This is a genomic window from Curtobacterium sp. MCBA15_007, from assembly GCF_001864905.1.
GTDB lineage: Bacteria > Actinomycetota > Actinomycetes > Actinomycetales > Microbacteriaceae > Curtobacterium > Curtobacterium poinsettiae.
Map to the genome: position 1 here is coordinate 38,661 of NZ_MJGM01000078.1, position 24,460 is coordinate 63,120.

Annotated in this window: 20 protein-coding genes; 8 read left to right on the top strand and 12 right to left on the bottom strand. The window is 73.4% G+C overall.

The annotated features are described in order from the left end of the window. Window positions 1-41: 41 nt before the first annotated feature. From BIU95_RS15830 to mtrA, 3 genes are read right to left on the bottom strand one after another with little or no spacing between them, the layout of a single operon-like run. On the bottom strand, window positions 42-1,724 hold the full coding sequence (locus BIU95_RS15830) for a GerMN domain-containing protein (protein ID WP_071252154.1): 1,683 nt from the start codon (window positions 1,722-1,724) through the stop codon (window positions 42-44). After that, entirely contained in the window at window positions 1,724-3,430 is a 1,707-nt protein-coding gene (gene mtrB, locus BIU95_RS15835) for an MtrAB system histidine kinase MtrB (RefSeq protein ID WP_017888814.1), read from the bottom strand. Before mtrB ends, BIU95_RS15830 begins: the two co-directional genes overlap by 1 nt. Before the next feature lie 5 nt (window positions 3,431-3,435). After that, window positions 3,436-4,110: an MtrAB system response regulator MtrA gene (gene mtrA, locus BIU95_RS15840; protein WP_017888813.1), complete on the bottom strand. Its 675-nt coding sequence runs from the start codon at window positions 4,108-4,110 to the stop codon at window positions 3,436-3,438. A 331-nt stretch (window positions 4,111-4,441) separates the two neighbouring features. On the opposite strand from mtrA, the gene BIU95_RS15845 reads away from it, so the two are divergent. The 5 genes from BIU95_RS15845 to BIU95_RS15865 all read left to right on the top strand — a co-directional run bounded on the left by BIU95_RS15845 (window position 4,442) and on the right by BIU95_RS15865 (window position 9,978). Beyond that, entirely contained in the window at window positions 4,442-5,695 is a 1,254-nt protein-coding gene (locus tag BIU95_RS15845; RefSeq protein ID WP_071252157.1) for a glycerophosphoryl diester phosphodiesterase membrane domain-containing protein, read from the top strand. Next, window positions 5,692-6,333, top strand: coding sequence for a DUF4129 domain-containing protein (locus BIU95_RS15850; protein WP_056070922.1), 642 nt, complete (start codon window positions 5,692-5,694; stop codon window positions 6,331-6,333). Before BIU95_RS15845 ends, BIU95_RS15850 begins: the two co-directional genes overlap by 4 nt. After that, window positions 6,330-7,613, top strand: coding sequence for a DUF4350 domain-containing protein (locus BIU95_RS15855; RefSeq protein WP_071252159.1), 1,284 nt, complete (start codon window positions 6,330-6,332; stop codon window positions 7,611-7,613). Before BIU95_RS15850 ends, BIU95_RS15855 begins: the two co-directional genes overlap by 4 nt. Before the next feature lie 71 nt (window positions 7,614-7,684). Next, window positions 7,685-8,626, top strand: coding sequence for a MoxR family ATPase (locus BIU95_RS15860; RefSeq protein WP_042538896.1), 942 nt, complete (start codon window positions 7,685-7,687; stop codon window positions 8,624-8,626). Continuing rightward, window positions 8,626-9,978, top strand: a complete 1,353-nt coding sequence (locus BIU95_RS15865; protein WP_071252161.1) for a DUF58 domain-containing protein — start codon at window positions 8,626-8,628, stop codon at window positions 9,976-9,978. Before BIU95_RS15860 ends, BIU95_RS15865 begins: the two co-directional genes overlap by 1 nt. Before the next feature lie 13 nt (window positions 9,979-9,991). Here the strand turns inward: BIU95_RS15865 and BIU95_RS15870 are convergent, their stop codons facing one another. Beyond that, a complete protein-coding gene (locus BIU95_RS15870) occupies window positions 9,992-10,990 on the bottom strand; it encodes a stage II sporulation protein M (protein ID WP_071252162.1) in 999 nt (332 codons plus the stop codon). Window positions 10,991-11,032: 42 nt separating this feature from the next. Here BIU95_RS15870 and BIU95_RS15875 point away from each other — a divergent pair, with 42 nt between their 5' ends. Next, window positions 11,033-11,902, top strand: a complete 870-nt coding sequence (locus tag BIU95_RS15875) for an RDD family protein (RefSeq protein ID WP_071252165.1) — start codon at window positions 11,033-11,035, stop codon at window positions 11,900-11,902. A 115-nt stretch (window positions 11,903-12,017) separates the two neighbouring features. On the opposite strand, the gene ahcY is transcribed toward BIU95_RS15875, so the two are convergent. Beyond that, complete coding sequence (gene ahcY, locus BIU95_RS15880; protein WP_017888805.1) at window positions 12,018-13,496, bottom strand: adenosylhomocysteinase; 1,479 nt, start codon at window positions 13,494-13,496, stop codon at window positions 12,018-12,020. 103 nt (window positions 13,497-13,599) lie between these two features. Then, window positions 13,600-13,815 carry a DUF3499 family protein gene (locus tag BIU95_RS15885; RefSeq protein ID WP_071252167.1) on the bottom strand — a complete coding sequence of 72 codons (216 nt, stop codon included), beginning with the start codon at window positions 13,813-13,815 and terminating at the stop codon, window positions 13,600-13,602. A 59-nt stretch (window positions 13,816-13,874) separates the two neighbouring features. On the opposite strand from BIU95_RS15885, the gene BIU95_RS15890 reads away from it, so the two are divergent. Next, on the top strand, window positions 13,875-14,315 hold the full coding sequence (locus BIU95_RS15890) for a metallopeptidase family protein (protein ID WP_017888803.1): 441 nt from the start codon (window positions 13,875-13,877) through the stop codon (window positions 14,313-14,315). An 84-nt stretch (window positions 14,316-14,399) separates the two neighbouring features. On the opposite strand, the gene BIU95_RS15895 is transcribed toward BIU95_RS15890, so the two are convergent. From BIU95_RS15895 to manA, 5 genes are all read right to left on the bottom strand, one after another. Next, window positions 14,400-15,809 (bottom strand): DUF5719 family protein, encoded by a 1,410-nt coding sequence (locus BIU95_RS15895; RefSeq protein WP_071252169.1) that lies wholly within the window; start codon window positions 15,807-15,809, stop codon window positions 14,400-14,402. Beyond that, window positions 15,806-18,643 carry a glycosyltransferase gene (locus BIU95_RS15900; protein WP_017888801.1) on the bottom strand — a complete coding sequence of 946 codons (2,838 nt, stop codon included), beginning with the start codon at window positions 18,641-18,643 and terminating at the stop codon, window positions 15,806-15,808. The genes BIU95_RS15895 and BIU95_RS15900 overlap by 4 nt, the downstream gene beginning before the upstream one ends. Window positions 18,644-18,821: 178 nt before the next feature. Further along, window positions 18,822-19,145 (bottom strand): WhiB family transcriptional regulator, encoded by a 324-nt coding sequence (locus tag BIU95_RS15905; RefSeq protein ID WP_139179876.1) that lies wholly within the window; start codon window positions 19,143-19,145, stop codon window positions 18,822-18,824. 197 nt (window positions 19,146-19,342) lie between these two features. After that, window positions 19,343-20,305, bottom strand: a complete 963-nt coding sequence (gene galE, locus BIU95_RS15910; protein WP_031260600.1) for a UDP-glucose 4-epimerase GalE — start codon at window positions 20,303-20,305, stop codon at window positions 19,343-19,345. A gap of 126 nt (window positions 20,306-20,431) precedes the next feature. Next, window positions 20,432-21,640 carry a mannose-6-phosphate isomerase, class I gene (gene manA / locus BIU95_RS15915; RefSeq protein WP_071252171.1) on the bottom strand — a complete coding sequence of 403 codons (1,209 nt, stop codon included), beginning with the start codon at window positions 21,638-21,640 and terminating at the stop codon, window positions 20,432-20,434. A gap of 66 nt (window positions 21,641-21,706) precedes the next feature. On the opposite strand from manA, the gene BIU95_RS15920 reads away from it, so the two are divergent. Then, window positions 21,707-23,086, top strand: coding sequence for an O-antigen ligase (locus BIU95_RS15920; RefSeq protein WP_017888797.1), 1,380 nt, complete (start codon window positions 21,707-21,709; stop codon window positions 23,084-23,086). A 13-nt stretch (window positions 23,087-23,099) separates the two neighbouring features. Here the strand turns inward: BIU95_RS15920 and BIU95_RS15925 are convergent, their stop codons facing one another. Then, on the bottom strand, window positions 23,100-24,452 hold the full coding sequence (locus tag BIU95_RS15925) for a hypothetical protein (RefSeq protein ID WP_071252173.1): 1,353 nt from the start codon (window positions 24,450-24,452) through the stop codon (window positions 23,100-23,102). Between the last annotated feature and the right edge of the window lie 8 nt (window positions 24,453-24,460).

The window sequence follows — 24,460 nt, forward strand, 5'->3', positions numbered from 1 at the left end:
GACGGGCCTCCAGGCCGGGTGCGGTGTGGAGGAGGGTGCCGTCAGCGCTGGACGCCGAGCACGTCGGCGGTGACGCCCGTCGTGTCCCAGCCACCACCGGTGGACTGCAGGACGTCACCGCTCGACATCCGGAGCAGCAGCGCCCCGCCGCTGCCCCCGCTGATCGCGGTCGCGCGGCCGTCGGGCTTCGGCAGGGTGCTCGACTTGCCGCCGATGGTCGTGCGCACGATGTTCGGGCCGCTGGTGGTCTGTCCGACCGAGGCGACGTCGGTGTCGTTCACCCACGTGGCGTCGACGGCGGTGCCGCTGGCGGCCTGCACCCGGACGGGAGCGCCGAACGAGCTGGGTGACCGGTCGGACCCGCGGATGATCGCCATCACGTACAGGCCGGGTCCGTCGGCGGTCTCGATGAGCGCGAGCGCCCTGGTGGAGTCGCGGGACACCTGGAACGACACGAGGTCGCCGCGCGGCAGGGTGGTGCGGACCTCGTGCGGGTCGCCGCCGAGGCCGTACGCGGTGATGCGGCGGGTGTCGGACTGTTCTCCGACCCACACGAAGCCGAGGTCGTCGACGGCGGGGGCGACGAGGTCCTCGCGTGCGTCGACGCGCAGGCGGTCCTTGCCGCGCACGACGACCGCGCCGTCCCGGTTGCCGACGGCCGCGGTGGTGCCGGATGCCGACAGGGCGATCGAGGTCGGGTCGAGGCCGGCGATCGCCGCACCGACGCCGCTGCCGAGTTCGGCGACCTTGCCGGTGCCCGAGGCTGCGTAGCCGACGACGCCGTCGTGTTCGACCAGCGGTCTGGGGTCGACGTCGGGGTTCTGCTGGGCGTCCGCTCCCCCGGAGTCCGGCACCGACAGCGTCGCGCCCTCGATCGTCATCGACACCGACGAGATGGTGGCGACCGAGGCGAGGGACTTGCTGAGCTGTTCGCGCATCCGGACCTTGTCGATGGTGCTCGCGCCCAGGGCGTCCCTCGACAGGTCGACGAGGGCCGTGCCGCTGTCGATCGTCACCGCGTTGAGGGACAGTTGGGTGCCCTCCGGGAACGACGAGACGACGGCCCCCTTCAGCCAGTCGGCGGGGCCGGCGAGCAGGGCGCTGGCGATGCGGGTGCTGGTGGAGGACCGGGCGAGGAACCAGCGCTGGTCGGGCACGAGGAAGCGGTAGGTGGGGTCGTAGAAGTACAGCGCGTGCGGCTGGAACACCGACTCGAAGCTGACCGGCGACAGGATGATGCCGTCCGGGGCGTAGGCGATGCGCCACTCGCCGTCCTCGCGGACGAACTGGAACGTCAGCGTCGACGAGGTGGGGCGGACGGCCTGGGTGTACTCCCCCTCGGCGTCCACGGTGGCGCTGGCCGTCATCGTGTACGTGAGCTCACGGTCGTCGGCGCGCTCGACGGTGCCGCTGCCGTCGCGGATCGTGACGCCCTGCCGCGGGTTCCACCGCTGGGCGAAGTCGTCGGCCAGGAACTGCCGGGCGATCGCGTAGTTGTCCTGGGCGCCGGTGGCCGCGGCGATGAACCCGCGGAGGATGGCCGTCTGGTCGGATCCGGTGATCGGCTTGTCCGGCCGGAAGTCGACGCCCGAGAGCGACTCGTCCTTGATGGTCTGCCCGGTGCGCACGGCGCCGTCGGTGGGGATCGCTGCGCAGGCGGTGACCGCGAACAGGCTGACCGCGGCGAGCGCGACGACGAGGACGTGGCGGATCCGGTGGCGCATCAGGACTCCTCTCGCACGGCGCGGGGGCCGTCGTACGACTCGTCGAGTTCGGGCAGCGGGATGGCCGAGGTGGCGGTCGTCCCCTGTTCGTTGCGGGGCAGGGTCAGCACGAACGTCGACCCTTCGCCCGGCCGGGACCACACGTCGATGCGGCCACCGTGGAGCTTGGCGTCGCCGAGGCTGATCGCGAGACCGAGCCCGGTGCCGCCGATGGTGCGCTTGCGGCTCGGGTCGGCGCGCCAGAAACGGTCGAACACCCGTCCAGCGTCCTCCGGCGGCATGCCGACCCCCTGGTCACGGACGGCGATGGCGACGGTGCGCGCATCGCTGTCGACGACGACCTGCACGGGCTTGGCGTCGCCGTGCTCGATCGCGTTGCCGACCAGGTTGCGGAGGATCCGGCGGACGCGCTTGGCGTCGAGCCGCATGGTGGTGTGGCCGCCGGGCGTGGCGAGCTGCAGGTCGATGCCGGCGCGTTCGGCCAGCGGACGGAACTCGTCGACGATGTCCGCGGCGATGGACGCCGGCACGACGGGCGCGGTGTCGAGCTGGACCGCCTGGGCGTCGTAGCGGGAGATCTCGAGCAGGTCGGCGAGGAGCAGTTCGAAGCGCTCCACCTGGGCGTGCAGGAGCTCGGCGGACCGACCGACCGACGGTTCGAACGCGTGCCGGGAGTCGTAGAGCATGTCGCCGGCGAGCCGGATCGTGGTGAGCGGGGTGCGGAGCTCGTGCGAGACGTCGGAGACGAACCGCTGCTGCACGCGCGAGAGCTCGGCGAGCTGGGTGATCTGGCGGCTGACCGCCTCGGCCATGCCGTTGAAGCTCCGCGCCAGGGTCGCCAGGTCGTCCTGGCCGCGCACCGGGATGCGTTCGTCGAGGCGACCAGCGGCGATCTTCCGGCTCGTCTCGGCGGCACCGCGGATCGGCACGACGACGAGCCGGACGACGAGCGAGGTGACCAGGGCGATGAGCACCATGAGCGCCACACCGCCGATGGACAGCGTCTGGGACACGAAGTCCAGGGTCTGCTGCGCGTCCGAGAGGTCGTAGACCAGGTAGAGCTCGTACTGCCCGGCGCTCGGGATCTGCAGGGTTGACCCGACGGCGAGCCCCGGCACGCGGCGCCCGTCGTCGTCGAGCTGGACGGGCTGCAGGCTAAGCCGACCGGTGTTCTGCCCCACTTCCTTCCGCAGGTCGTCGGTGATCACCGCGTCCGGGAAGTCCTGGCTGGCGATGGTCTGCAGCGTCTGCGGGGTGGACTGGCCCGGGCTCCGCTCGATCGCGATGCTCGTCCCGCCGGGGCTCGTCGTGTTCGACAGGATCGCCTGCTGCGCCTCGTTCTGCAGGGTCTCGAGCTCGGACTGGTTGTTGTCCTCGGCCGCGGTCGCCGCGTCGAAGATCCCCTGGGCGACGATGGTGGCCCGGGCCGACTCCGACTCGATCTGGTCACGGCGCTGCGAGTAGACGTTCGTCGAGATGCTCACCATGACCGCGGTGCCGATGATCCCCACCGCGAGCCCCGTCGTCATCACGGTGATGGCGACCGAGCGGAACATGAGCGAGCGCCGCCACAGGTACGCGATCGGGCGCCAGCCCCGTCGGAGCCAGCGCCGCATCCGGCGACGGCCACGGTCGACGACACCGATCGAGACCGTGGCGCCGCTGACACCGCGGGCCGGGCCCGACGGGCGCGTCGAGGGCGGCACGGTGCTCAGGCTCCTCCGGCGCGGTACCCGACGCCGCGCACCGTGGTGACGGTCTTCGGGTTGTCCGGGTCGTGCTCGATCTTCGCGCGGAGCCGCTGCACGTGGACGTTCACCAGCCGGGTGTCCGCCTTGTAGTGGTAGCCCCAGACCTGTTCGAGCAGCATCTCGCGGGTGAAGACCTGGTTGGGCTTCTCGGCGAGCGCCCGGAGCAGGTCGAACTCGAGCGGCGTGAGCGCGATCACGGTGTCGCCGCGGCGCACCTCGTGCCCGGCGACGTCGACCGTGACGTCGCCGACGTGCAGCACGGTGGCGTCGGATGCGCTGGGCCGCAGTCGGGTGCGGATGCGCGCGACGAGCTCCTTCGGGTTGAAGGGCTTCACGACGTAGTCGTCGGCGCCGTTCTCGAGCCCGAGGACGACATCGGCGGTGTCGCTCTTCGCGGTGAGCATGATGATCGGCGTGCCGCTCTCGGCACGGATGCGCTTGCACACCTCGATGCCGTCGATGCCGGGCAGCATGACGTCGAGCAGGACGAGGTCCGGCTTGGTGGCGTGGAACGCGTCGACGGCGTCGTTGCCGTCGGCGCTGAACTCGGGTTCGTACCCCTCGGAGCGGAGCACGATGCCGATCATCTCGGAGAGGGCCTGGTCGTCGTCGACGACGAGGATGCGCGGTGTCATGTGATCTGGACTCCGGGTGGCGTGCGGGAGTGCCGTGGTCGGCACGTGTCCCCACACGATAGCCGAGGCCCCGCCGCGCGGGGTTTTCCGACAGGATGGGGGTGGGACGTGCATCGCTGGCACGGTCCGACACGACGAGGGGGCTGGAGTCATGTCCGATTGGCACACACCGGGCGGTGGGCAGCAGGGTGCGCCGACACCGCCGGCGTCCGGACCGACACAGGGACCCGGACCCCAGCCAGGAGGCCCGCCCCGCTTCTCGGTGCCGCCGCAGCCCGCCCCGGGGTCGGGTCCGGGGCGACCGGGCGGTCCGTCCGGCGGCTCGCGTCCGGTGATCCCGCTGCGCCCGCTCGGGCTCGGCGACGTCCTGGCCGGCGCGTTCACGGTCTTCCGTCGGAACGCCCGCGTGCTGCTGCTCTGGAGCGTGCTGCTGAGCGGTGTACTCGGCCTGCTGTCGACGCTGGCCAGCACGTTCGGGCAGCAGGCACTGCAGTCGCGGATGTTCTCCGCCCTCGACGGCGGCAGTGGCGCCGGCTCGGTGGCCGCGGGCACGCTGACGCTCACGGCGCTCATGTCGATCGGGCTGCCCTTCCTCGCCTACCTCGGTCGCGGGTTCCTCGTCGCGCCGGTCGCCGCGGACACCGGGCAGCGGGTGCTCGGCCGCCGCGCCACGTTCCGCGGGCTGTGGGCGCTGCTGGCCGGACGTCGCTGGCCGGTCGTCGCGTGGATGCTCGTGCAGACCGCGGCCGGCGTCGTCATCGCGATCGTCGCGGGGCTCGTCTTCTTCGGGGTCTTCGCGACGATCGGTGCCGCCGGCTCCGGGACCGGCTGGTTCGTGCTGGCGCTCGTGCTCTTCGTGCTCGGGCTCGGTGTCGTCGTCGTGTGGCTCGGCATCCGCTTCGTGTTCACCGTCCCGACGATCGCGCTCGAGGGCCGACCGGTCTTCGCCGCTGCCGCCCAGTCGTGGCGCCTGACCCGCGGGGCCTTCTGGCGGACCTTCGGCATCCTGCTGCTCGTGCAGCTGATGTTCGGCTTCGCGGCGTCCATCGCGTCGATCCCGCTCACCGTCGGCACCGTGCTCGTCGGGGGCACGTTCGACCCGCTCGGGCAGACCGGCGGTCCGTCGGGCGCCGGCGCCGGTGCGGTCATCGCGATCGTCATCGGCAGCCTGCTCGCGATGGCGGTGCAGTGCATCACCGACGTCCTGAGCGCGTCGGTCACCACGTTCCTGGCCATCGACCGGCGGATCCGCACCGAGGCCCTGGACCAGCGGATCGCGTCGCACCTGGACTCCGGGCAGCCGACCGACCCGTTCGCGCCGTCCGAGCCCGTCGCGCGGCCGCCGTGGCCCCCGCAGCAGCAGTGGGGCGGCCAGCAGTGGCAGGCGCAGCAGCAGCAGTGGCCGGGGCAGCAGCAGTGGTCCGGGCAGCAGCAACCGCAGTGGCAACCCGCACAGCAGCAGCAACCGCAGTGGCACCCCACCCAGCAGCCGTGGCAGCCGGGGCAGCAACAGCCGCAGTCCCAGTCGCAGCAGCCGCCCTGGCAGCAGGGTCCGGGCCAGTCGCCGCCGAACGGCAACGCGTGACGGCGGTCGACCCGGACGAGGCGCGTCGTCTGCTCGAACGCGAACTCGACCGGTCCGCCTACGACGGTGCCCAGCCGACGTGGTGGGACCGTGCCTCGCGGTCCTTCCTCGACTGGCTCGGCTCGCTCCGCGCCGACGGTCTCGACTCCCCCGCCGCGGCCCGCACCGCGCTGGTGATCGCGATCGTGGTGCTCGTCGCGGTCGTCGTGCTCGTCGTCGTCGCGCGGGGGCTCCCCCGACGGCGCGCCCGGGCCGGCGACGGCGACACCGGCGGGGTCTTCGACGCCGACGACCTGCGCTCCGCCCGCGAACTCCTCGAGGCGGCCCAGGCCGCAGTGCGCCGCGCCGACTGGTCGGCAGCGGTGCTGGACGGCTTCCGCGCGATCGCCCGCGGACTCGGTGAGCGCGACCTGGTGCCCGACGTGCCCGGTGCGACCGCCCGCACGATCGCCGCACGCGGCGCCGTGCCGTTCCCCGCGTCAGCCGGTGCGCTCGACGCCGCGGCGACGTCCTTCGACGCGGTCCGGTACCTCGGTGCCGAGGCCGACCAGGACACCGCCCTCCGCGTGCTCGACACCGAGCAGACCGTCCGACAGGCCCGCCCGGCGCGGGTCGAGGCACCGGTGGTGCCGGCATGACGGCCGACACCGCCACCCGGACGAGCGCCGCCCCGGCCTCGGCCCCGGCCTCGGCTCCGGCCTCGGCTCCGGCCTCGGATCCGGCTTCCGGTCCGGCCGAGGGACGCCGGTTCCGCTTCGGTTTCTGGGTCGTGATCGTCCTGGTCGGGGTCCTGCTCGCCGCCCTGACGGCGGTCGTGCAGGGCACCGAGAAGGGCGCACCGCGCGCACTCGACCCGACCTCGACGACGGCGAGCGGATCCGCCGCCCTGGTGCGCGTCCTCGAGCAGCGCGGCACCGCGGTCACCGTGACCGACACCCTCGACGGCACCGGCGCGCTCGACGGCGGCACGGTGTTCATCGACGACGCCGACGGCGCGCTCGACCCCGCCGTCGCGGAACGGATCGCGCGCACCGCCCGGCACGTCGTGGTCGTGGGGACGAGCGGCGCCGGCCTCGACGCGCTGCTCGGCTTCCCGATCGACCCGCCCGGCCAGATCGACGGCAACGCCACCGTCTCGACGACCTCGTGCGGGATCCCCGCGGCGGCCTCGGCAGCGCGGGTCACGACCGCAGGCTCCGGGTACACCGTGCAGGACGAGAGCGCCGAGCGGTGCGCGCCGACCGGTGCGGGCGACTCCCGCGTCTGGGGCCTCGTCCGCACCACCACGCCGGGCGGTGACGTGACGCTGGTCGGCACCACCTCGGCGTTCCGGAACGACACCATCGCCACCGCCGGGAACGCCGCGCTGGCCCTCGGGCTGCTCGGCGGCGACGAGCGGCTCGTCTGGTACACCCCGACGGTCGGGACACCCGACGCCGCTCCGACCCTCGGCGAGCTCGCCCCGCCGTGGGTGCCGAGTGCCCTCGCCCTGCTCGCCCTCGTCGCCGTGGCTGCGGGCGTCTGGCGTGGTCGGCGCCTCGGCCCGCTCGTCGTCGAGCGGTTGCCCGTCGTCGTCCGGGCCGCCGAGACGACCGAGGGACGCGCCCGGATGTACGCCCGCACGCGGGACCGCACCCACGCGCTGGACACCCTGCGCGTCGCCGCCGTCCGACGGATCGCCCGGCTGCTCGGGCTCCCCCGCTCCGCCCACGTCGACGAGGTCGTCCGCGCCGCTGCGCAGGCGACCGGCATGCCGCACACCCGTGTCGGCGCCGTGCTCGTCGGCGGGACCACCGACGACGACCGCGCGCTCGTCGACGGCACCGCGGCGCTCGACGACCTCGAACGCGCCGTCCGCCGGGTGACCTCCGGCGACCACCCGACCTCTGACCCCGACCGACCAGGAGCACGACCGTGACCGACCTGCCCCCTGCCACCACCGAGCACGCCGCGGCGGAGCCCGACCACTCGAGCGCCGCCGGCACCGACCTGCGCGACGCGTTCGGCCGGGTCCGCACCGAGGTCGCCAAGGCCGTCGTCGGCCAGGAGGGCGCGGTCTCCGGCATGATCGTGGGCCTCCTCGCCCAGGGGCACGTGCTGCTCGAGGGCGTCCCCGGTGTCGCCAAGACCCTGCTCGTGCGCAGCCTCGCCGCCGCGATGACGCTCGACACGAAGCGCATCCAGTTCACGCCCGACCTGATGCCCGGCGACGTCACCGGATCGCTCGTCTACGACGCGTCGACCGGCACGTTCCCGTTCCGCGAGGGCCCCGTGTTCACCAACGTCCTGCTCGCCGACGAGGTCAACCGGACGCCCCCGAAGACCCAGTCGGCCCTGCTCGAGGCGATGGAGGAACGCCAGGTCAGCGTCGATGGCGACGCCCGTGCGCTGCCCGACCCGTTCTTCGTCGCCGCGACGATGAACCCGATCGAGTTCGAGGGCACGTACACGCTCCCCGAGGCACAGCTCGACCGGTTCCTGATGAAGCTGACCCTCGACATCCCCCCGCGTGACGTCGAGTGGCAGGTGCTCCGACGCCACGCCGACGGGTTCGTCCCGCGCGACGTGCGGTCGGCCGGCATCACCCCGGTGGTCGGCGTCGACGAGGTCGTGCGGGCGCAGCGCGCAGTCCGCGGCGTCGGTGCCCGCGACGACGTGCTCGCCTACATCGTCGACCTGGCCCGGGCCACGCGTCAGGCGCCCTCGGTCCGGGTCGGCGTCAGCCCCCGTGGCGCGACGGCCCTGCTCGCGGCCGCGAAGGCCTGGGCGTGGCTCACCGGCTACGACGCGATCACCCCGGACCACGTGCAGGCGATGGCGCTGCCGGTCTGGCGGCACCGCCTGCGGGTCGCCGCGGACGCCGAGCTCGAGGGCGTCGGCGCCGACGGCGTGCTCCAGCAGGTGCTCGAGCAGGTGCGGGTGCCGATCTAGTGGCGGTCTCCGGTCGGTTCGTCGCGCTCCTCGCCGTCGCCCTCGTCCCCACCGTGCTGCTCGGCAGCGGGTGGGCCGGTCTGGCGTGGGTCGGGGTGGTGCTGCTCGCCGCCGTGCTCGACGTCCTGCTCGCCGCCGACCTGCGCCGGGTCCGGGTGGAACGCCGGATGCCGCGGCTCGCCCGACGTGACAGCACCGCCGACGGCACGCTCGTGCTCGCGAACGACGGGACCCGGACGGTCCGTGGCGCGGTCCGCGACATGTGGGAGCCGTCGGCCGGCCACCGCCCCCGGCGGATCCGGATGACGGTGCCCGGCGGGGAGCGACGGACGGCGCGGATGCGCTTCACACCGTTCCGCCGCGGCCGACGCCGAACCACCGGGGTCGCCGTGCGGTCCTTCGGCCCCCTGGGCCTCGCGGCACGCCAGCGGGTCGTGGCAGCACCGGGCGAACTCGTCGTCACGCCGCCCTTCCGGTCGCGGCGGCACCTGCCGTCACGCCTGGCACGGCTCCGCGAGCTCGACGGCGAGACCACCCTGCAGCTCCGCGGGCACGGCACCGAGTTCGACTCGCTGCGCGACTACGTCCGCGGTGACGACGTGCGCTCCATCGACTGGCGGGCGACCGCTCGGCGACAGGACCTCGTCGTCCGCACGTGGCGGCCGGAGCGGGACCGGCGCGTCGTCGTCGTGGTGGACGCGGGGCGAGCGGGTGCCGGCCGTGTCGCCGACGAGCCACGGCTCGACACGTTCATCGAGTCGGCGCTGCTCCTCGGCGCGCTCGCTGCCGCCGCCGGTGACCGGGTCGACCTGGTCGTCCTCGACGACACCGCGCACGACCGCGTGCACGGCGCCACCCGCACCGACGTCGTGCAGCGCTTCGGCGAAGCACTCGCGATGGCCGAACCCGGGCTCGCCGCGACCGACTGGGCGTCCGTGCCCGCACTCGTCGACTCGATCACGACCTCGCGCGCACTGGTCGTCCTCGCCTCGAGCCTGGACTCCGTCGGTGCCTCGGGTGACCTGCTCGCCGTGCTCCCCCGGCTGTCCCGACGGCACGCGGTGGTCGTGACGAGCATCGAGGACCCGGCCGTCGAGCGGATGGCACACGGCGGGGTGGACCCGACCACGTCGATCCGCACCGCGCGGGGCGGACGGGTGCCGGGCCTCCCCACCGGCGCGGAGCGCGACGTCTACCGACGCGCCGCCGCGGAACGCACGCTGCTCGACGCGGACGGAGCGGCCGACGTCGCACGCCGATCCGGCGCCGAGGTCGTCCGTGGCGCGCCGGCCGACGTCCCGCCGCTCGTCGCCGACGCCTACATCCGGGCGAAGGCCTCCGGCCGACTCTGAACCGGGGCAGGCCCTAGCCGGCCACCAGGGCGGTGGAGCCGCGCTCGAACTCCTCGAGGTCGCCGCGCTCCCCCGCCCGGTAGGCGCGACCGCCGAGCACCCACTGGTACGCGAGCACCGCGACCAGGGCGAGCGTGCCGATGCCGATCTTGACCGGCCACGGCCAGTCCTGCCGCGTCACCACGCCCTCGACGATGCCGGACAGCAGCAGGGTCAGGGTCAGGCCGATCGCGATGGTGATGAGTGCCCGGCCGTCCTCGGCGAGAGCCTGGGCGCGGGTGCGACCGGGGCCCGGTGCCACCCACGACCAGAAGATCATCAGCCCCGCGCCACCGGCCAGGAAGACCGAGTAGAGCTCCAGCTGCCCGTGCGGGGAGATGTAGAGGAAGAAGTCGGCCAGGCGTCCCTGGGAGTGCATGATCGCCGCGGACACCCCCAGGCTGACGGCGTTCTGCATGATCGAGAACGGCACGAAGACCCCGGTGATTCCGAAGGCGACCATCGTCGCGGCGATGTACGCGTTGTTCGTCCAGACCTGCGCCGTGAACGCCCCGAGACCGCGGTTCGAGTAGTAGTCGACGAAGTCCTGCGTGGCGTACCGGCGCAGGGCCTCGTCGCTGCCGAAGGTCGCCGTCGCACCGGGGGTCGTGGTGATCCAGATCGCGACGATCGCCCCGATCGCCACCGTGGCGAGCGCGACCCAGATGGTCACCCAGCGGATCCGGTAGAGCGCCGCGGGGAGCTGCCGCGTGAAGAACAGTGCGACCGCGGTCAGCGGGTCGACGGGGGTGCCGGTGAAGCGCAGTCGGGCGCGGAACAGCGTGAGCGAGAGCCGGTCGCCGGTCACGGTGCGCGGTGCGGCACCGCGGATGCGGGCGAGGTCGGTGGCGGCCTCCTGGTAGCCGGCGACGAGCCGGTCGACGTCCGCACCGGACCGGTGCCGGGCACGCGCCAGCCGGTCGAGCTCCTGCCACCGGTCACGATGCACCTCGGCGTAGGCATCCAGGTCCACGAGTTCCCCCTCAGGTCGCGCGATCTCCGACAGAATGATCCCATGCCGAAGCCCCGCACGCCGCGTGACCTCGCCGACGCCCGGTTCTCGCGCGATCTCGACGAGACCGCCGACGAGCTCGTGGTGGGCGAGGGTGTCGCGCTCGACGTCCAACCCGCCGGACTCGTGCTGCGGCTCGCAGCGGCCCTGCTGGACGGCCTGTGCGTCCTCGTCCTGTTCGTGCTCGCGATGTTCGGGGTCGCACGACTCTGGCCGCGGGGCCTCGAACCCGCCTGGGGTGCTGCGCTGAACATCGTGCTGCTCGTCGTCGTGCTGGTGCTGGTCCCCGCCGCGGTCGAGACGGTGACGAAGGGGCGGAGCGTCGGACGGTTCGCCACCGGCACCCGGGTGGTCCGGCTCGACGGCGGTTCGATCGGGTTCCGGCACGCCTTCACCCGGTCGCTCGTCGGCCTGTTCGAGCTCTGGATGACGTTCGGGTCGGTCGCCCTGCTCGTCGCACTGTTCGGCACCCGGCCGAGGCGCCTCGGGGACCTGCTCGCGGGCACGATCGTGCAGCACGAGCGCCTGCCGAAACAGCGCGACCCCGAGGTGCTCCTGCCGCCGGAACTGACGGCGTGGGCCGGCGTCGCGGACGTCTCGGCGCTGCCGCAGCGGTTGGAGAACCGGCTCGGCGCGTTCTTCCGCGGGGCTGCGCTGATGCGACCGGAACTGCGCGAGGCAGCGGCGCGGTCGCTCGCGGCCGAGGTGTCGGCGTTCGCCCACCCCGTGCCGCCCGTGCCGCCCGAGGTGTTCCTGGCCGGGGTCGTCGTGCTGCGTCGTCGTCGGGACGTCCGGGCGCTGGGCGCCCGCGCCGAGCTGCTCACCGCAGCGGGGTCCACGGCGTCGGCGCGCCCGCCGGGCTTCCCCCGCTGACGCAGCGCGCGGCGCGGGCTGCTCGCACGACACCGGTGTTCGCGCGCCGAACACCCGCGTGCCGGGGTGCAACGTGCGAACACCGGTGTCTTGCGGGAGCGCAGGAACGCCGAGCTCAGTAGCGGTAGTGGTCCGGCTTGAAGGGGCCCTCGACGGGGACACCGATGTACGCCGCCTGCTCCGGACGCAGCGACGTCAGCTGCACCCCGAGGGCGTCGAGGTGCAGGCGCGCGACCTTCTCGTCCAGGTGCTTCGGCAGCACGTACACGCCGGTCGGGTACTCGTCGCGCCGGGTGTGCAGCTCGATCTGCGCGAGCACCTGGTTCGTGAACGAGTTGCTCATCACGAACGACGGGTGGCCCGTCGCGTTGCCGAGGTTCATGAGCCGCCCCTCGGACAGCACCAGGATCGACCGCCCGGTCGGCAGCCGCCACTCGTGCACCTGCGGCTTGATCTCGACCTTCGAGACGCCGGGCAGCGCCTCGAGCCCGGCCATGTCGATCTCGTTGTCGAAGTGCCCCACGTTCGCGACGATCGCCAGGTGCTTCAGCCCGAGCATCTCGTCGACCCCGACCACGCCCAGGTTGCCGGTGCACGTGATGACCATGTCGACGGTGTCGACGACGTCCGCCAGGCGCGCGACCTGGTAGCCGTCCATCGCCGCCTGCAGCGCACAGATGGGGTCGACCTCGCTGACGATGACGCGGGCGCCCTGCCCGCGGAGCGCCTCGGCCGCCCCCTTGCCGACGTCGCCGTAGCCGACGACGAAGGCGACCTTGCCGCCGATGAGCACGTCGGTGGCGCGGTTCAGACCGTCGGGCAGCGAGTGCCGGATGCCGTACTTGTTGTCGAACTTCGACTTCGTCACGGAGTCGTTGACGTTGATCGCCGGGAACTTCAGCTCGCCGTTCCGGAACAGCTCGTACAGACGGTGCACGCCCGTCGTGGTCTCCTCGGTGACGCCCTGGATGTCGGCCGCGATGCGGGTCCAGCGGTCGGACGAGGTCTCGAGCGACCGCGCGACGGTGTCGAGCACGATCTTCCACTCGGCGCTGGCGTCCGGCTCGGCGACCGGGGCGGCACCGGCGGCCTCGGCGTCGGCGCCGGTGTGCACGAGCATGGTGGCGTCACCGCCGTCGTCCAGGATCAGGTTCGGGCCGGTCCAGTCGGCACCGGCCGCGGCGGCCTCGTCGCTCCAGTCGAAGATGCGGCTGGTGCACCACCAGTACTCCTCGAGCGTCTCGCCCTTCCACGCGAACACCGGGACGCCGGCGGGGGCGTCCGGGGTGCCGGTGGGTCCGACGGCGACGGCTGCGGCGGCTTCGTCCTGGGTGGAGAAGATGTTGCAGCTGGCCCAGCGCACCTGCGCGCCGAGGGCGACGAGCGTCTCGATGAGCACGGCGGTCTGCACCGTCATGTGCAGGGACCCGGCGATGCGCGCGCCGGCGAGCGGCTGCGCCGCCGCGAACTCGTCACGCAGGGACATCAGGCCCGGCATCTCGTTCTCGGCGAGGCGGATCTGGTGCCGGCCCGCCTCGGCGAGGGACAGGTCGGCGACGCGGAACACAGCAGCGGTGCGGGTTTCGGTGGGCATGCCCGTCAGTCTTCCATGCCGGGAGGCGCGGGTCACCAGCCGATCCCGGTCACGTTCCCCGGGCCTCCAGATCGCCCCCCACCCACGTCGCGGACGCGCGCCGTCAGTCCGCGTCGCGCGGGAGCGGCTCGCGCCGCACCACCTGCCAGCCGCGCGGGACGCGCAGGGTGGCCGCGTGGCGGGCGCAGAGGTCGTAGCCGTGCGGTTCGACCCGGGTCGACAGCGGACCGATGACGACCATGGAGTCGCCGTAGTCGTACGTCAGGGTCGACGAAGCGCCGTTGGCACACGCCACCTTGCTGCAGATCCGCACGTCCATGTCGTCAGGGAGCCTAGCGGAGCGTCCGGCGTGCACCCGTCCCCGCGTACGATGTGGGGATGCGTCGGAAGCCTCGCCTCGTCACCCCGGTCGACCGCGGTCGGGGGCGCTCCCGGCACGGCCGTGGCGGGCGTTCGAGCGTCACCGGACCCGAACTCGCGCCGATCATCACCCGCGCCGAGGCGTTCGACCGCATCGTCGGTGACAGTGCGCACTACCTGCTCGGCCTGTGGCCCGAGGAACTCGCGGGCGTGGTCTTCCAGGTGGCGGACATGCCGAGCGACCAGACCCTGCCGGACGAGATGCCACGTTGGCGCATCGACCGTGACACCCGCCGCGTGACCGTGTTCCGCATCCCCGTGGAGCGGGTGAACCGGAGCCCCGAGAAGGACGACTCCGACCGCCGCATCATCATCGAGACCGCGGTGTTCCGCGCGGTGGGCGAGCTGATCGGCAAGGACCCGTGGGACCTGGCACCGGACCGCTACCGACACTGGTGAAGCGGACCGGCCGCACCGCGCCGACCCGCCGGTGAGCCGGACCGACCGCACCGTGCCGACCACCCGGGCCGCTGGCACCAGCCGTCAGGGGTAGACGCGGACCGGCGTGGACACGTCGGTGGCTGGGCGCACCGGGAACCCGGCGATCCCGTCGGCACCGCGGTACGTGACCCCCGCGACGACGCCGTCGGTCCCGGTCAGCGTGAGCTGCTTCGCCGTCGGCACCGACAGGGTCCCGGTGGCGCCGGACAGGAGCGTCAGGGTGCGGCGTTCGTCGCCCGACCGCACCGTGACCGTGCGGTCCTCGCTCGTGGGGTTCACGAAGTTCAGCCGCACACCCTCGCCCGGCGCGATGGCGGTGATGGTCTCGTCGCCGAGCGGCTCGGCGGAGGCGAACCACCCGAGGTCGGTGCCGGTGCTGGTGCCGTCGGTGGGCGTCGTGGTGCGCGCCCCGGTGACGATCGGCTGGGTCGACGTGACGGTGAACGAGTACCGGCCGTCCGGGAAGTCGTCGAGCGGGACGTCGGTCACGACGCCGGGCTCGGCGGTGGCGTTGACGGTCGTGCCGCCGCCGTCGGCCGTGCTGATGCCGAGGGTGACGCGGGCCGACTTCGTGCCCGGCACGAACAGTCGGACGACCGGTGCCGCGTCGGCCGTGTCGTCACCACGCTGGGCGGCCTGCGCGTCGGCGAGGACGACGGCGGGGATGACCTGGGACCGGGACGGCGCAGCGCCGCCGGAGACGATGTCGAAGCCGCCCGGGGTCAGGGTGCGGACGACGGTCTCCTGCATGTGCGCGACGATCTGCCCGCCGGACGACGTGACGTGCACGACCGTCGACGCGGCGTCGGACACGAAGCCCGACAACGGGACGACCTTCTGCGTGTTCGGTGCCACGACGATGCCGGTGGTCCCGGGGGCGCTGACCGTCCCGTCGCCGTCGTAGATCGCCAGGTCGACCGTGGCGTTGACGTCCGTCGGGTTCGAGAGCGTCACGAGGCTCGTGCGACCGGTCTCGGTCGATCCGCCGACGAGCCACGTGGACTGGGTGGGGTCGTCGCACGAGGCCGCTCCGGCCCCCACCAGGTCGCCGCTCGAGACGCTCTGGAAGCTGCTGCCCGCGACCTGCGGGGTCGTCTCCCCCGCTGGCGCCGTCAGGAGCCGGGGGTCGCTGCCGCCGGTGGTCGAGGCGTCGAGCGCGGACCGCTCGACCGTGGAACCGGTCGTCGCGGTCGCGACGGTGGCGGTGCCGACGGTGCTCGCCTGCGTCGCGTCGTTGCCCGCGTCGTCGGACAGGCGCAGTGCGCTGCCGGCGCAGACACGTTCGGCGGCGGCCGGGACAGGCGTGACGGTGCGCCCGGCGGGTCGGCCGGGTTCCGACTCGGTGCCGATGGCGTGGGCCGCGGTGACGGCGCCGGCCGCGACGACGACGGCGACGGCCGTGGCGGTGCCGCGGACGATCCAGCGCCGGACGGAGGAGGGGGTGGTGCTCATTCGTCGCGCTCCTCGTCGAAGGTGGTGGCGGGTTCCTCGGCCTCGATGACGTTCGAGGTGGCACGGCGGCGGCGCGGGGCCGTCGGGACCGCGAGCAGGGCTGCGGCGCCGAAGACCACGCCGAGCACGACGAGGTACAGCACGTGGGTGGCCTGGGTCGCCGCGGAGCCGGAGCGCGTGCGGTCGACCTCGCCGTCGTAGTGGAACAGCTGCCCGTTGGTGGTCTCGCCGATGCTGGTGAAGAGCGCGTTCTGGCCGATGGCACCGGCGGCCCGGTCGTGCACCGTCTGCGCCTCGGGGTCGTCGCCCGCGTCGTCGATGAGCACGAAGCTCACGCCGAGTTCGCGGAGCGCCGGCCGGGGGTCGTACCCGCTGCGACTGGCCAGGTTGCCCGCGAGCGTGGTCAGCCGCGAGCCGGACTCGCTCAGCCGGAGCGCGGTCGCGTCGAGCGTCGACTGGTCGTCGAGGGTGGACCCCTGCCCGCGTTCGAGCGTGACGGCGAGCGACCCGTCGTCCTGGGGCACGACCACGAGCGTGCCGACGTCGGGGTTCGCCTGGGCCTCGGCGTTCACGTAGGCGCTGAGCACGCGGCCCGTGGTCGGCTCGATCGTGGCGGTGCCGAGGTAGAACGCCGCGAACGCCGGCGCGACGGCGATCCCCGCGAGCACGGTCGCGACGAGTCCGGTGACCGGGGCGGCCTTCGGCAGCACGTCGATGCCGATGCACGCCGCCACCACGAGGGCGAGCCAGTACACGGACAACCCGCTGCCGGGCCAGACGATGGTGGTGGTGGAACCGACACCGGTGACGGTGACGTGGGTGGCGGCGAAGGCCGTGGCGAAGCCGAGGAGCGCGATGACGAGCGCGGAGCCGGCGACCGCCCAGCGGTGGCCGAGCACCGCCCCGATCGCGGCGACGGCGACCGGGAGAGCCAGGACGGCCATCACGATCGGCAGGGCCCCGACGACGAGCGTCAGCCCGGAGGTCGCGGGCAGCCAGCCGCTCCAGTCGGGCAGGGGCTGCCCGATGGCGAGCTGCAGGGCGGACGGTGCCCGGGTCGCGGACGGCGCCCCGGGGTCGGCGAACACGGCGAGCAGGTTGCCGCGTGCCGCCTGCGCCAGGATCAGCGGCAGGAACAGCACCGCGGTCGGCACCGGGATGAACACGCGACGGTGGGCCCGGCGCCAGCCGACCAGCAGCGCCACGAGCCAGCCGATCAGCAGGACCGGCAGCAGCGACGGAGCCGAGGCGGCGACGACGGCGAACAGCAGCGACGCACCCGAGGCCCAGGCCCACGAGCGGTGCGCCTCGAGCACGGCGACGAACAGCCACGGCAGGACCAGGTGCGCGATCACGGCGCCGAGGTGCCCGGTCGTCACCGCGCCGACGAGCGACGGGGCGATGGCGTAGAGCGACGCGCCGATGACCGGCACCCAGGTGCGGGTCGTGACCTTGCGGACCGCGAACCAGGCACCGAGGGCGGACAGCGGGAACGCGACGAGCATGACGAGCACGACCGCGGTGGACGGCGACCAGAAGACGATCGAGCCGAGCACGGCGAGCACCGCGGTGAAGGGGTCGGACGGGCCGGTGAAGCCGGTGCCGAGCGAGTGGAAGCCGTACCCGACGTTCTGCCAGAGCTGACCGGGGGTCGCGGAGAGCGGCAGGAGTCCCCCGCCGGTCAGGGCCGGCGAGCCGAGCAGCGGGTAGAGCGTCACGACGCTGAGCGCCGCGGCGGCCAGGACCACCCAGATCCCGCCGTCGCCGAGGAACGACGCCCTGGCGATCGGGGCGTCCTCGACGCGGGCGAGTTCGACGTCGCGCGAGGTGGTGCGGTGCTCGTACACCCGACGCCAGCTCACCCGGAGCGGTTCGACGGCCGCCCAGCCGAGCTGCTTCGTGCGGGCGAGGTTCTTGCGTGCACGGCCCGTGCCGCCGCCGAACGCGACCGCGAACGCGGCGGAGAGCTCGGGGACCACGGCGGCTGGGTGCTTCGCGACCAGGTGCCCGAGGGCGCGGCCGACCGCGAAGGGCACGAGCGTGAGCCAGTGCAGCCAGACGAGCGCGATGGGGGCGTACGTCATCCGACGGTGCAGCTGCGCCTGCCGGTGCATCCGGACGCGCCGCGCCTCGGACACACGCTTGCGCCCGAACTCCTCGATCGGTCCGGCGCTGGTGACCCTGGCCTCGGGCACGAGGGCCACGCGGTGTCCGGCGAGGCGGACCCGGACCGAGAAGTCGAGCGCCGCGTCGACGTCCGGCAGTGCCGGGTCGAAGCCGCCGAGTTCGTTCCAGACCGAGCGACGCACGAGCATGCCGCCGGCGGTGACGCCGAGCACGTCGGTGTTGCGGTCGTGCTGGCCCTGGTCGAGCTCGTCCTGCACCAGGACGATCGAGCGGCCGAAGCGGGTCATGCTCTCGCCGAACGCGCGGATCAGCGACGGATCGTCGTCGGCGACGAGCTTCGGACCGGCGACGACGACCGACGGCGCGATCTCGACGGCGCCCAGCAGGTCGGCGAGCGCGGTCGGTGCCGGCGCGTTGTCGTGGCCGAGGATCCACAGCCACTCGTCGACCGGCTCGTCGGTCGCGGCGGGCGGCGCGCTGCGCTCGCCCTGCCGGACGGCGTCACCGAACGACCGGCCCGCCGGGAGGCGGACGAGCTGCGCGGACCCACCGAAGGACAGTTCGGCGGTCGATCCGTCGGTCGTGCCGACGTCGACGACCACGAGGTTCTCGGGGTGGCGGGTCTGGGCGGCGAGCGCGTCCAGGGTCCGGTCGAGGTGGGCCGCCCCGTTGGCGGCGACGAGGATCGCGGTGACTCTGGGCTGCATGACGGGCGTCACTCTACGGTCTGGAGGCGCGGTGTCGGCTGCGGACGGCGGCGCGCCGTGAAGCTGTGGACGCGCTCACCGCGCGGTGCGGGGCGGGCGGAGAACGGCTGGTCCCGGCGTCCTCGTCGCAGGCTCCTCAGGGGCGCAGTCGCACGGCGCTGGCGCGCCGTGGACGCTCCTACGCCCGTTTCCGCAGCTTGCGGCGTTCCCGCTCGGAGAGGCCACCCCAGATGCCGAAGCGTTCGTCGTTCTCGAGCGCGTACTCGAGGCACTGCGCCCGGACCTCGCACGAGGTGCAGATCTTCTTCGCCTCGCGCGTCGAGCCGCCCTTCTCGGGGAAGAACGCCTCGGGGTCGGTCTGTGCGCACAGCGAGTCGACCTGCCAGGCGAGCGGGTTCTCCTCGTCGTCCGCCTCGGGACGTCGGACCCCGGGGACGCCGAGCGCCACGGGATCGACGTGCCAGTCCTCCGGAACTCCGGCGTGGAACTCGGAACCGTTCACCCTGATCACCCCTGCCGCCTCGACAACGAACCCCAACTCTTGCGGCCGCTGCCTGTAATTACAGCGGTGTCATTCGCCTGAGTCAAGTCGCGGATCATAGAAGGCACTGACCGCTCCAGCGTGTCATGTCCCCCGTTTGGGCGTGTCGCGCCGCTCGGGTGGGCCTTCCGGGGGACAACTGACTCGTCCTCAGGCGCTCAGGAGGCGCTGCGGCGGGCCTCCCACGCGCTCGAGACCATCTCGTCTAGGGAGTGCCGCATCGCCCACTCGAGGTCTCGGGCGGCGGCTTCGCCGGTCGCGACGATGCGGGCCGGGTCGCCGGGGCGCCGCGGTGCGATCTCGGGGTCGAAGGCGATCCCGGTGCCGGCAGCCATCGCGTCCATGATCTGCCGGACGCTCACGCCGTCGCCGCTGCCGAGGTTGTAGGCGCGCTCGAGCGGCTCCCCGGCCTCGAGCTTCCGTGCGGCCACGGCGTGCGAGTGCGCCAGGTCGGCCACGTGCACGTAGTCGCGGACACAGGTGCCGTCCGGGGTGGCGTAGTCGTCGCCGTTGATCCGCGGGGTCCGGCCGGCGAGCAGCGCGTCGAAGACCAGCGGGAACAGGTTGTGCGGGCTGGCGTCGTACAGGTCGGGCTCCCCCGAGCCGACGACGTTGAAGTACCGGAGCGACGTGGTGGCGAAGCCGGCGGCGACCTCCATGTCGCGCAGCAGCCACTCGCCGATGAGCTTCGACTCGCCGTACGGCGACTCCGGGTTCTTCGGGGTGGACTCGACCACGGTCTCGACGTCCGGCGTGCCGTAGACCGCCGCGCTCGACGAGAAGACCGCCTTGGTGACGCCGGTCTCGGCCATCGCGCGGAGCAGGGTCGCCATGCCGGTGACGTTCTGCTCGTAGGTGTGGAGCGGGCGCTCGACGGAGACGCCGGCGTACTTGAACCCCGCGACGTGGACCACGCCGGTGACCTCGTGCTCGCGCAGGGTGCGCGCCACGAGCTCCCCGTCGAGGATCGTGCCCTCGACGAACGGCACGTCGTCCGGCACGAACGCGCGGAAGCCGCTCGAGAGGTCGTCGAACGCGACCGTGTCGATGCCGGCCGAGCGCAGTGCTCGGACGACGTGGGACCCGATGTACCCGGCACCGCCGGTGACCAGCCAACTCATGCTCGCCACGCTAGCGGACGTCGGCGACGCCACGGTGGCGGTGTGCGGGTCCGCGCCGCCGCGTGCGGTTCCGCGCCGGTTCCGCGACGGCGTCCCCGGCCAGGACGCCTGTCCTGGGCGCCGGTCCTAGGCGCCGGTGGCGATGAACACCGTCGACGTGATGCCGTCGGACGAGTCCGCCTCGACGGTCACGTCGCCCTCGTCCGGCGTGATGAAGCACGACTCGCCCTTGCGGAGCAGGGTGGCCGACTGCGCGCCGACGAGCGTGACGACGCCCTCGGTGCAGATCGCGATCGACGGTCCGACGAGCGGCGCGACCCCGCCCGTGCTCAGGCCGGCCGGGCGGCCGTCGCCGTCCACCCGCAGCAGCGCGAAGCCGACGCCGTCCGGTGCGAACCGGTCGACGCCGCCGGCGATGCGCTCCGGCTCGAGGACCGGGGCCGGGTACGCGGTGAAGTCGAGCACCCGCAGGAGCTCCGGCACGTCGACGTGCTTCGGCGTCAGCCCGCCGCGCAGCACGTTGTCCGACGGCGCCATCAGCTCGATGCCGAGCCCGTCGAGGTACGCGTGGATGTTACCGGCGGGCAGGTACATCGCCTGCCCCGCACCGAGCGTCACACGGTGCATGAGCAGGGAGACCACGATGCCGGGGTCGCCCGGCCAGCTGGTCGCCAGGTCGCGGACGGTCGCGGTGTTCGGGGTGAGCAGGTCGTCGTCGAGGGCGACGGCCAGGTCGCTCGCGGCCTGCACCACGGCGAGTGCGGACTCGTCGGCGGTCTCGAGCCAGCGGACGGTGTCCTCGAGCCCGTGCAGCAGGTGCACCTCGAGCGGACCGAGCCGTCCGGTGCCGGCGTCGAGCACGCGCACCTCGGCGAGGGTCTCCTCGACGGGGCGGAAGCCGCTCAGCGCCTCGAACCGCTCGCTCAGCGCGACGACGAGCTCGGGCTTCGGGAACGGGTCCTTGTAGTTGCGAGCCGGGTCGTCGAGCGGGATGCCCTCGCGCTCTTCACGGGCGAAGCCCTCCGCCGCCTGCTCCGGGGTGGGGTGCGCCTGCAGCGAGAGCGGTGCGGCCGCCGCGAGCACCTTGAGCAGGAACGGCAGGTCGGTGCGGTCCGGACCGAGGGCGGTCTCCGGCTCGTCGGCGATCCAGTCGCGGAGCGTGTCGGCTCCGCCCACCATGGCGGGGTTGACGACGACGCTGGGGCTGCCGGCGTGGGCGCCGAGCCAGAGCTCCGCCTGCGGGGCACCCGTGACGGTGCGGCCGAGGAGCTCCGGGATCGCGGTGACCGAGCCCCAGGCGTAGTCGCGGGGGGTGTTCGTGATGCCGAGGAACATGGGCCAGAGCCTACCGGCGCCGCCGAGGGAGTCCTGCGGACGGCGACCGGCCGGTACCCTGGCGTCGTGACGAACACCTGGCCGCTGGCGCGCGGGGCCGTACCGGAGCGCGAGGCGTTCGCCTTCGGGGCGACGACCCTGTTCGTGTTGTTCGCGGGCGACGCCGTGCCGAACACCCTCACCTGGGTCGGGGCCGGTGTCCTCTGGGCCCTCGTCGCCGCCTGGGGCACCACGATCCTGGTCCGGGCGAAGCCGCCGCTCGTCCGCACCCCCTGGGCGCTCTGGGCATTCCTCGGCTGGTGCCTGGTGACGCTGGTCTGGTCGCACTGGCGGTTCGCGACGATCTCGAGCCTGACCGTGCAGGTGATCTGCGCCGCGGTGGCGTTCACGATCGCCTCGACCCTGACGTGGCGGCGGATCACCGACGCCATGAGCCTCGCGCTCCGCTGGGTCCTGATGCTCTCGCTGCTGTTCGAAGCCGTCGTCGCGGTGTTCGTCCGCCACCCGATCGCGCCGATCTGGACCGACTACGGCGACCGCGACGTCCCCGACGCGTTCTACTTCTCGCGCGCCGAGCTCTTCACCGGTGGTCGGATCCAGGGCCTGCCGGGCAACGCGAACCTGCTCGCCATGGTCGCCCTGCTCGTCGCGATCGTGGTCGCCGTGCAGTTCGCCGAGGGCCGGATCCGCCGCAACCAAGCGATCGGCTGGCTCCTCGTCGCCGCACTCGGCTTCGTCCTCACCCGCTCGTCGACGGTCATCGCCGCTGCCCTCGTGGTCGCCGTGGTCGCCCTGGTCGCGGTGTGGATGCGCCGTGTGCCGACCGAGCGCCGCACCCCGCGCTACCTGCTGCTCGCGGTGGGTGCGATCGTCGTCGCCGTCGCCGCGGCCGTGCTGCGTGGTCCGGTCTCCGAGCTGCTCGGCAAGGGCTCGGACGCCACCGGTCGGGGCGAGATCTGGGGCAAGGTGCTCGGGCTGATCGACCAGCACCCCGTGGGCGGCTGGGGCTGGATCGGGTACTGGTGGCCCGGCATCCCGACGCTCGCCGACCTGGCGCACCGCAAGGGTGTCACCTACCTGCAGGCCCACGACGCCTACCTGGACGTCTGGATGCAGACCGGCATCATCGGCCTGGTGCTCTTCGCGATCTACGTGGTGACGACGCTGTCGCGCTCGTGGGCCTGCGCGACCCGCATCGGGTACGACGCCACGCTGCGTCCGCGGTCGTTCGACCCGGTGTCGCTCCTGCCGCTCCTGGTCGTCGTCGCGCTGCTCGTGCAGTCCGTCGCCGAGTCCCGCCTGCTCTACCAGGGGAACTGGGTGCTCTTCGCCCTGCTCGCGATCAAGACCCGCATCGTGCTGACCGGCGAGGAACCCGTGTCCACCGGCGACGGCCCCCGCACGCCGCTGGCCAAGCGCGAGTTCCGCTGGGCCGGCACGCGCTGACCCGGGCGCTCCCTCAGCGCGACAGCCAGGAGCACGCCACCGGGGACGACCACGGGTTCGACCGCACCCGGGCGACCTCGAGCGACGGGTCCTCGTCGCACGCCTCGACCGCCGCCGGCAACTGCCCGGCCCACACCGGGCCGTCGCTGCGCCGCGTGTCCGCCGGCGCGACGTGCAGCACGGCCGACGCGACGACGGCGGTGACCACGCACCAACCGGCCAGCGTGCCGACGAGGCGACCCGCGCCTCCTGTCCCTGCCGCCACACGCGACCAGCGGGGCGCGTCCACCAGCGCGGCGGCGGCGACCACCGCGGCGCTCACGAGCAGCAGGCCGGCAGCGGCGGCGTAGCGCTGCGGCGGCAGGGCGGCCATCGCGCTCACCGGCGCGGACCAGCGGACGCCGGCACCGTGGTTGGCGAGGACGGCCACCCACCACACCGCGACCGAACCGGCGGCGAGTGCCGTGACCATCCACCGGGTGCCTGTCGGCCCGACGACCACGGCCGCCACCAGGACGACCAGCAGCAGGGCGGCGGGGACCAGGACCACGGCCCAGCCGTGCTCCACCACCGCCGTCAGCGCGGCGCCGAGGTCCGGACCCCAGGCACCCGCCACGGGACGCAACAGGTACCCGGCGAGCACGTCCACGACCGCCGGCGACCCCGTGGCCAGGGCACGCGGGTTCGTCAGGGCCGTGACGCCCTGCGCGGCCAGGGCGACGACCACGACGACCGTGACGGGCAGCGCGGACCACCGACCGGATGCGCCGGGCGTTCGGCCTCGGGGCGTCCACGCGAGGAGCAGCAGGGGCGCGAACAGTGCGGTGAGGGGTTCGGTGAGCACGGCGACACCAGCGACCACGGCGAGCGCGCCAGCGCCCCACCAGGAGCGGCTGCGGAAGGTGAAGACCCACGGCACCAGGACGAGCAGGAACCAGTGCAGGTTCGCCGCGTTGCCGCTGATCTCGTACGGGGCGAGCGGCAGGACGACGGGGACGGCGGCGAGCACCAGCCGGAACGGCCACGGGCGGACGACGTCGCGGGACAGCACGAACACCAGGGCGCAGACCCCGCCGACCACCGCGCAGGACGCCAGTGCCACCACCTGCGCGTACCGTTCGGGCGGCAGCGCGTAGCCGAGGTCGACGATGAGCCGGGGCAGCAGGTGCAGGTAGCCGGCGTAGGGGTGCAGCAGCGTGTCGACGGGCCCCATCGCGATCCGTTCGCGCAGGAACACGCCGCCGTCCTCGGCCCAGACGGTGTTCCGCGTCACCGGACCGAGGCGGTACCAGGCCAGTGCGGTCGTGAGCAGGCCGACGAGGACCGCGACGAGCGGGACGCCGACGACCCTGCGCGCGACGTCCATTCGGTGAG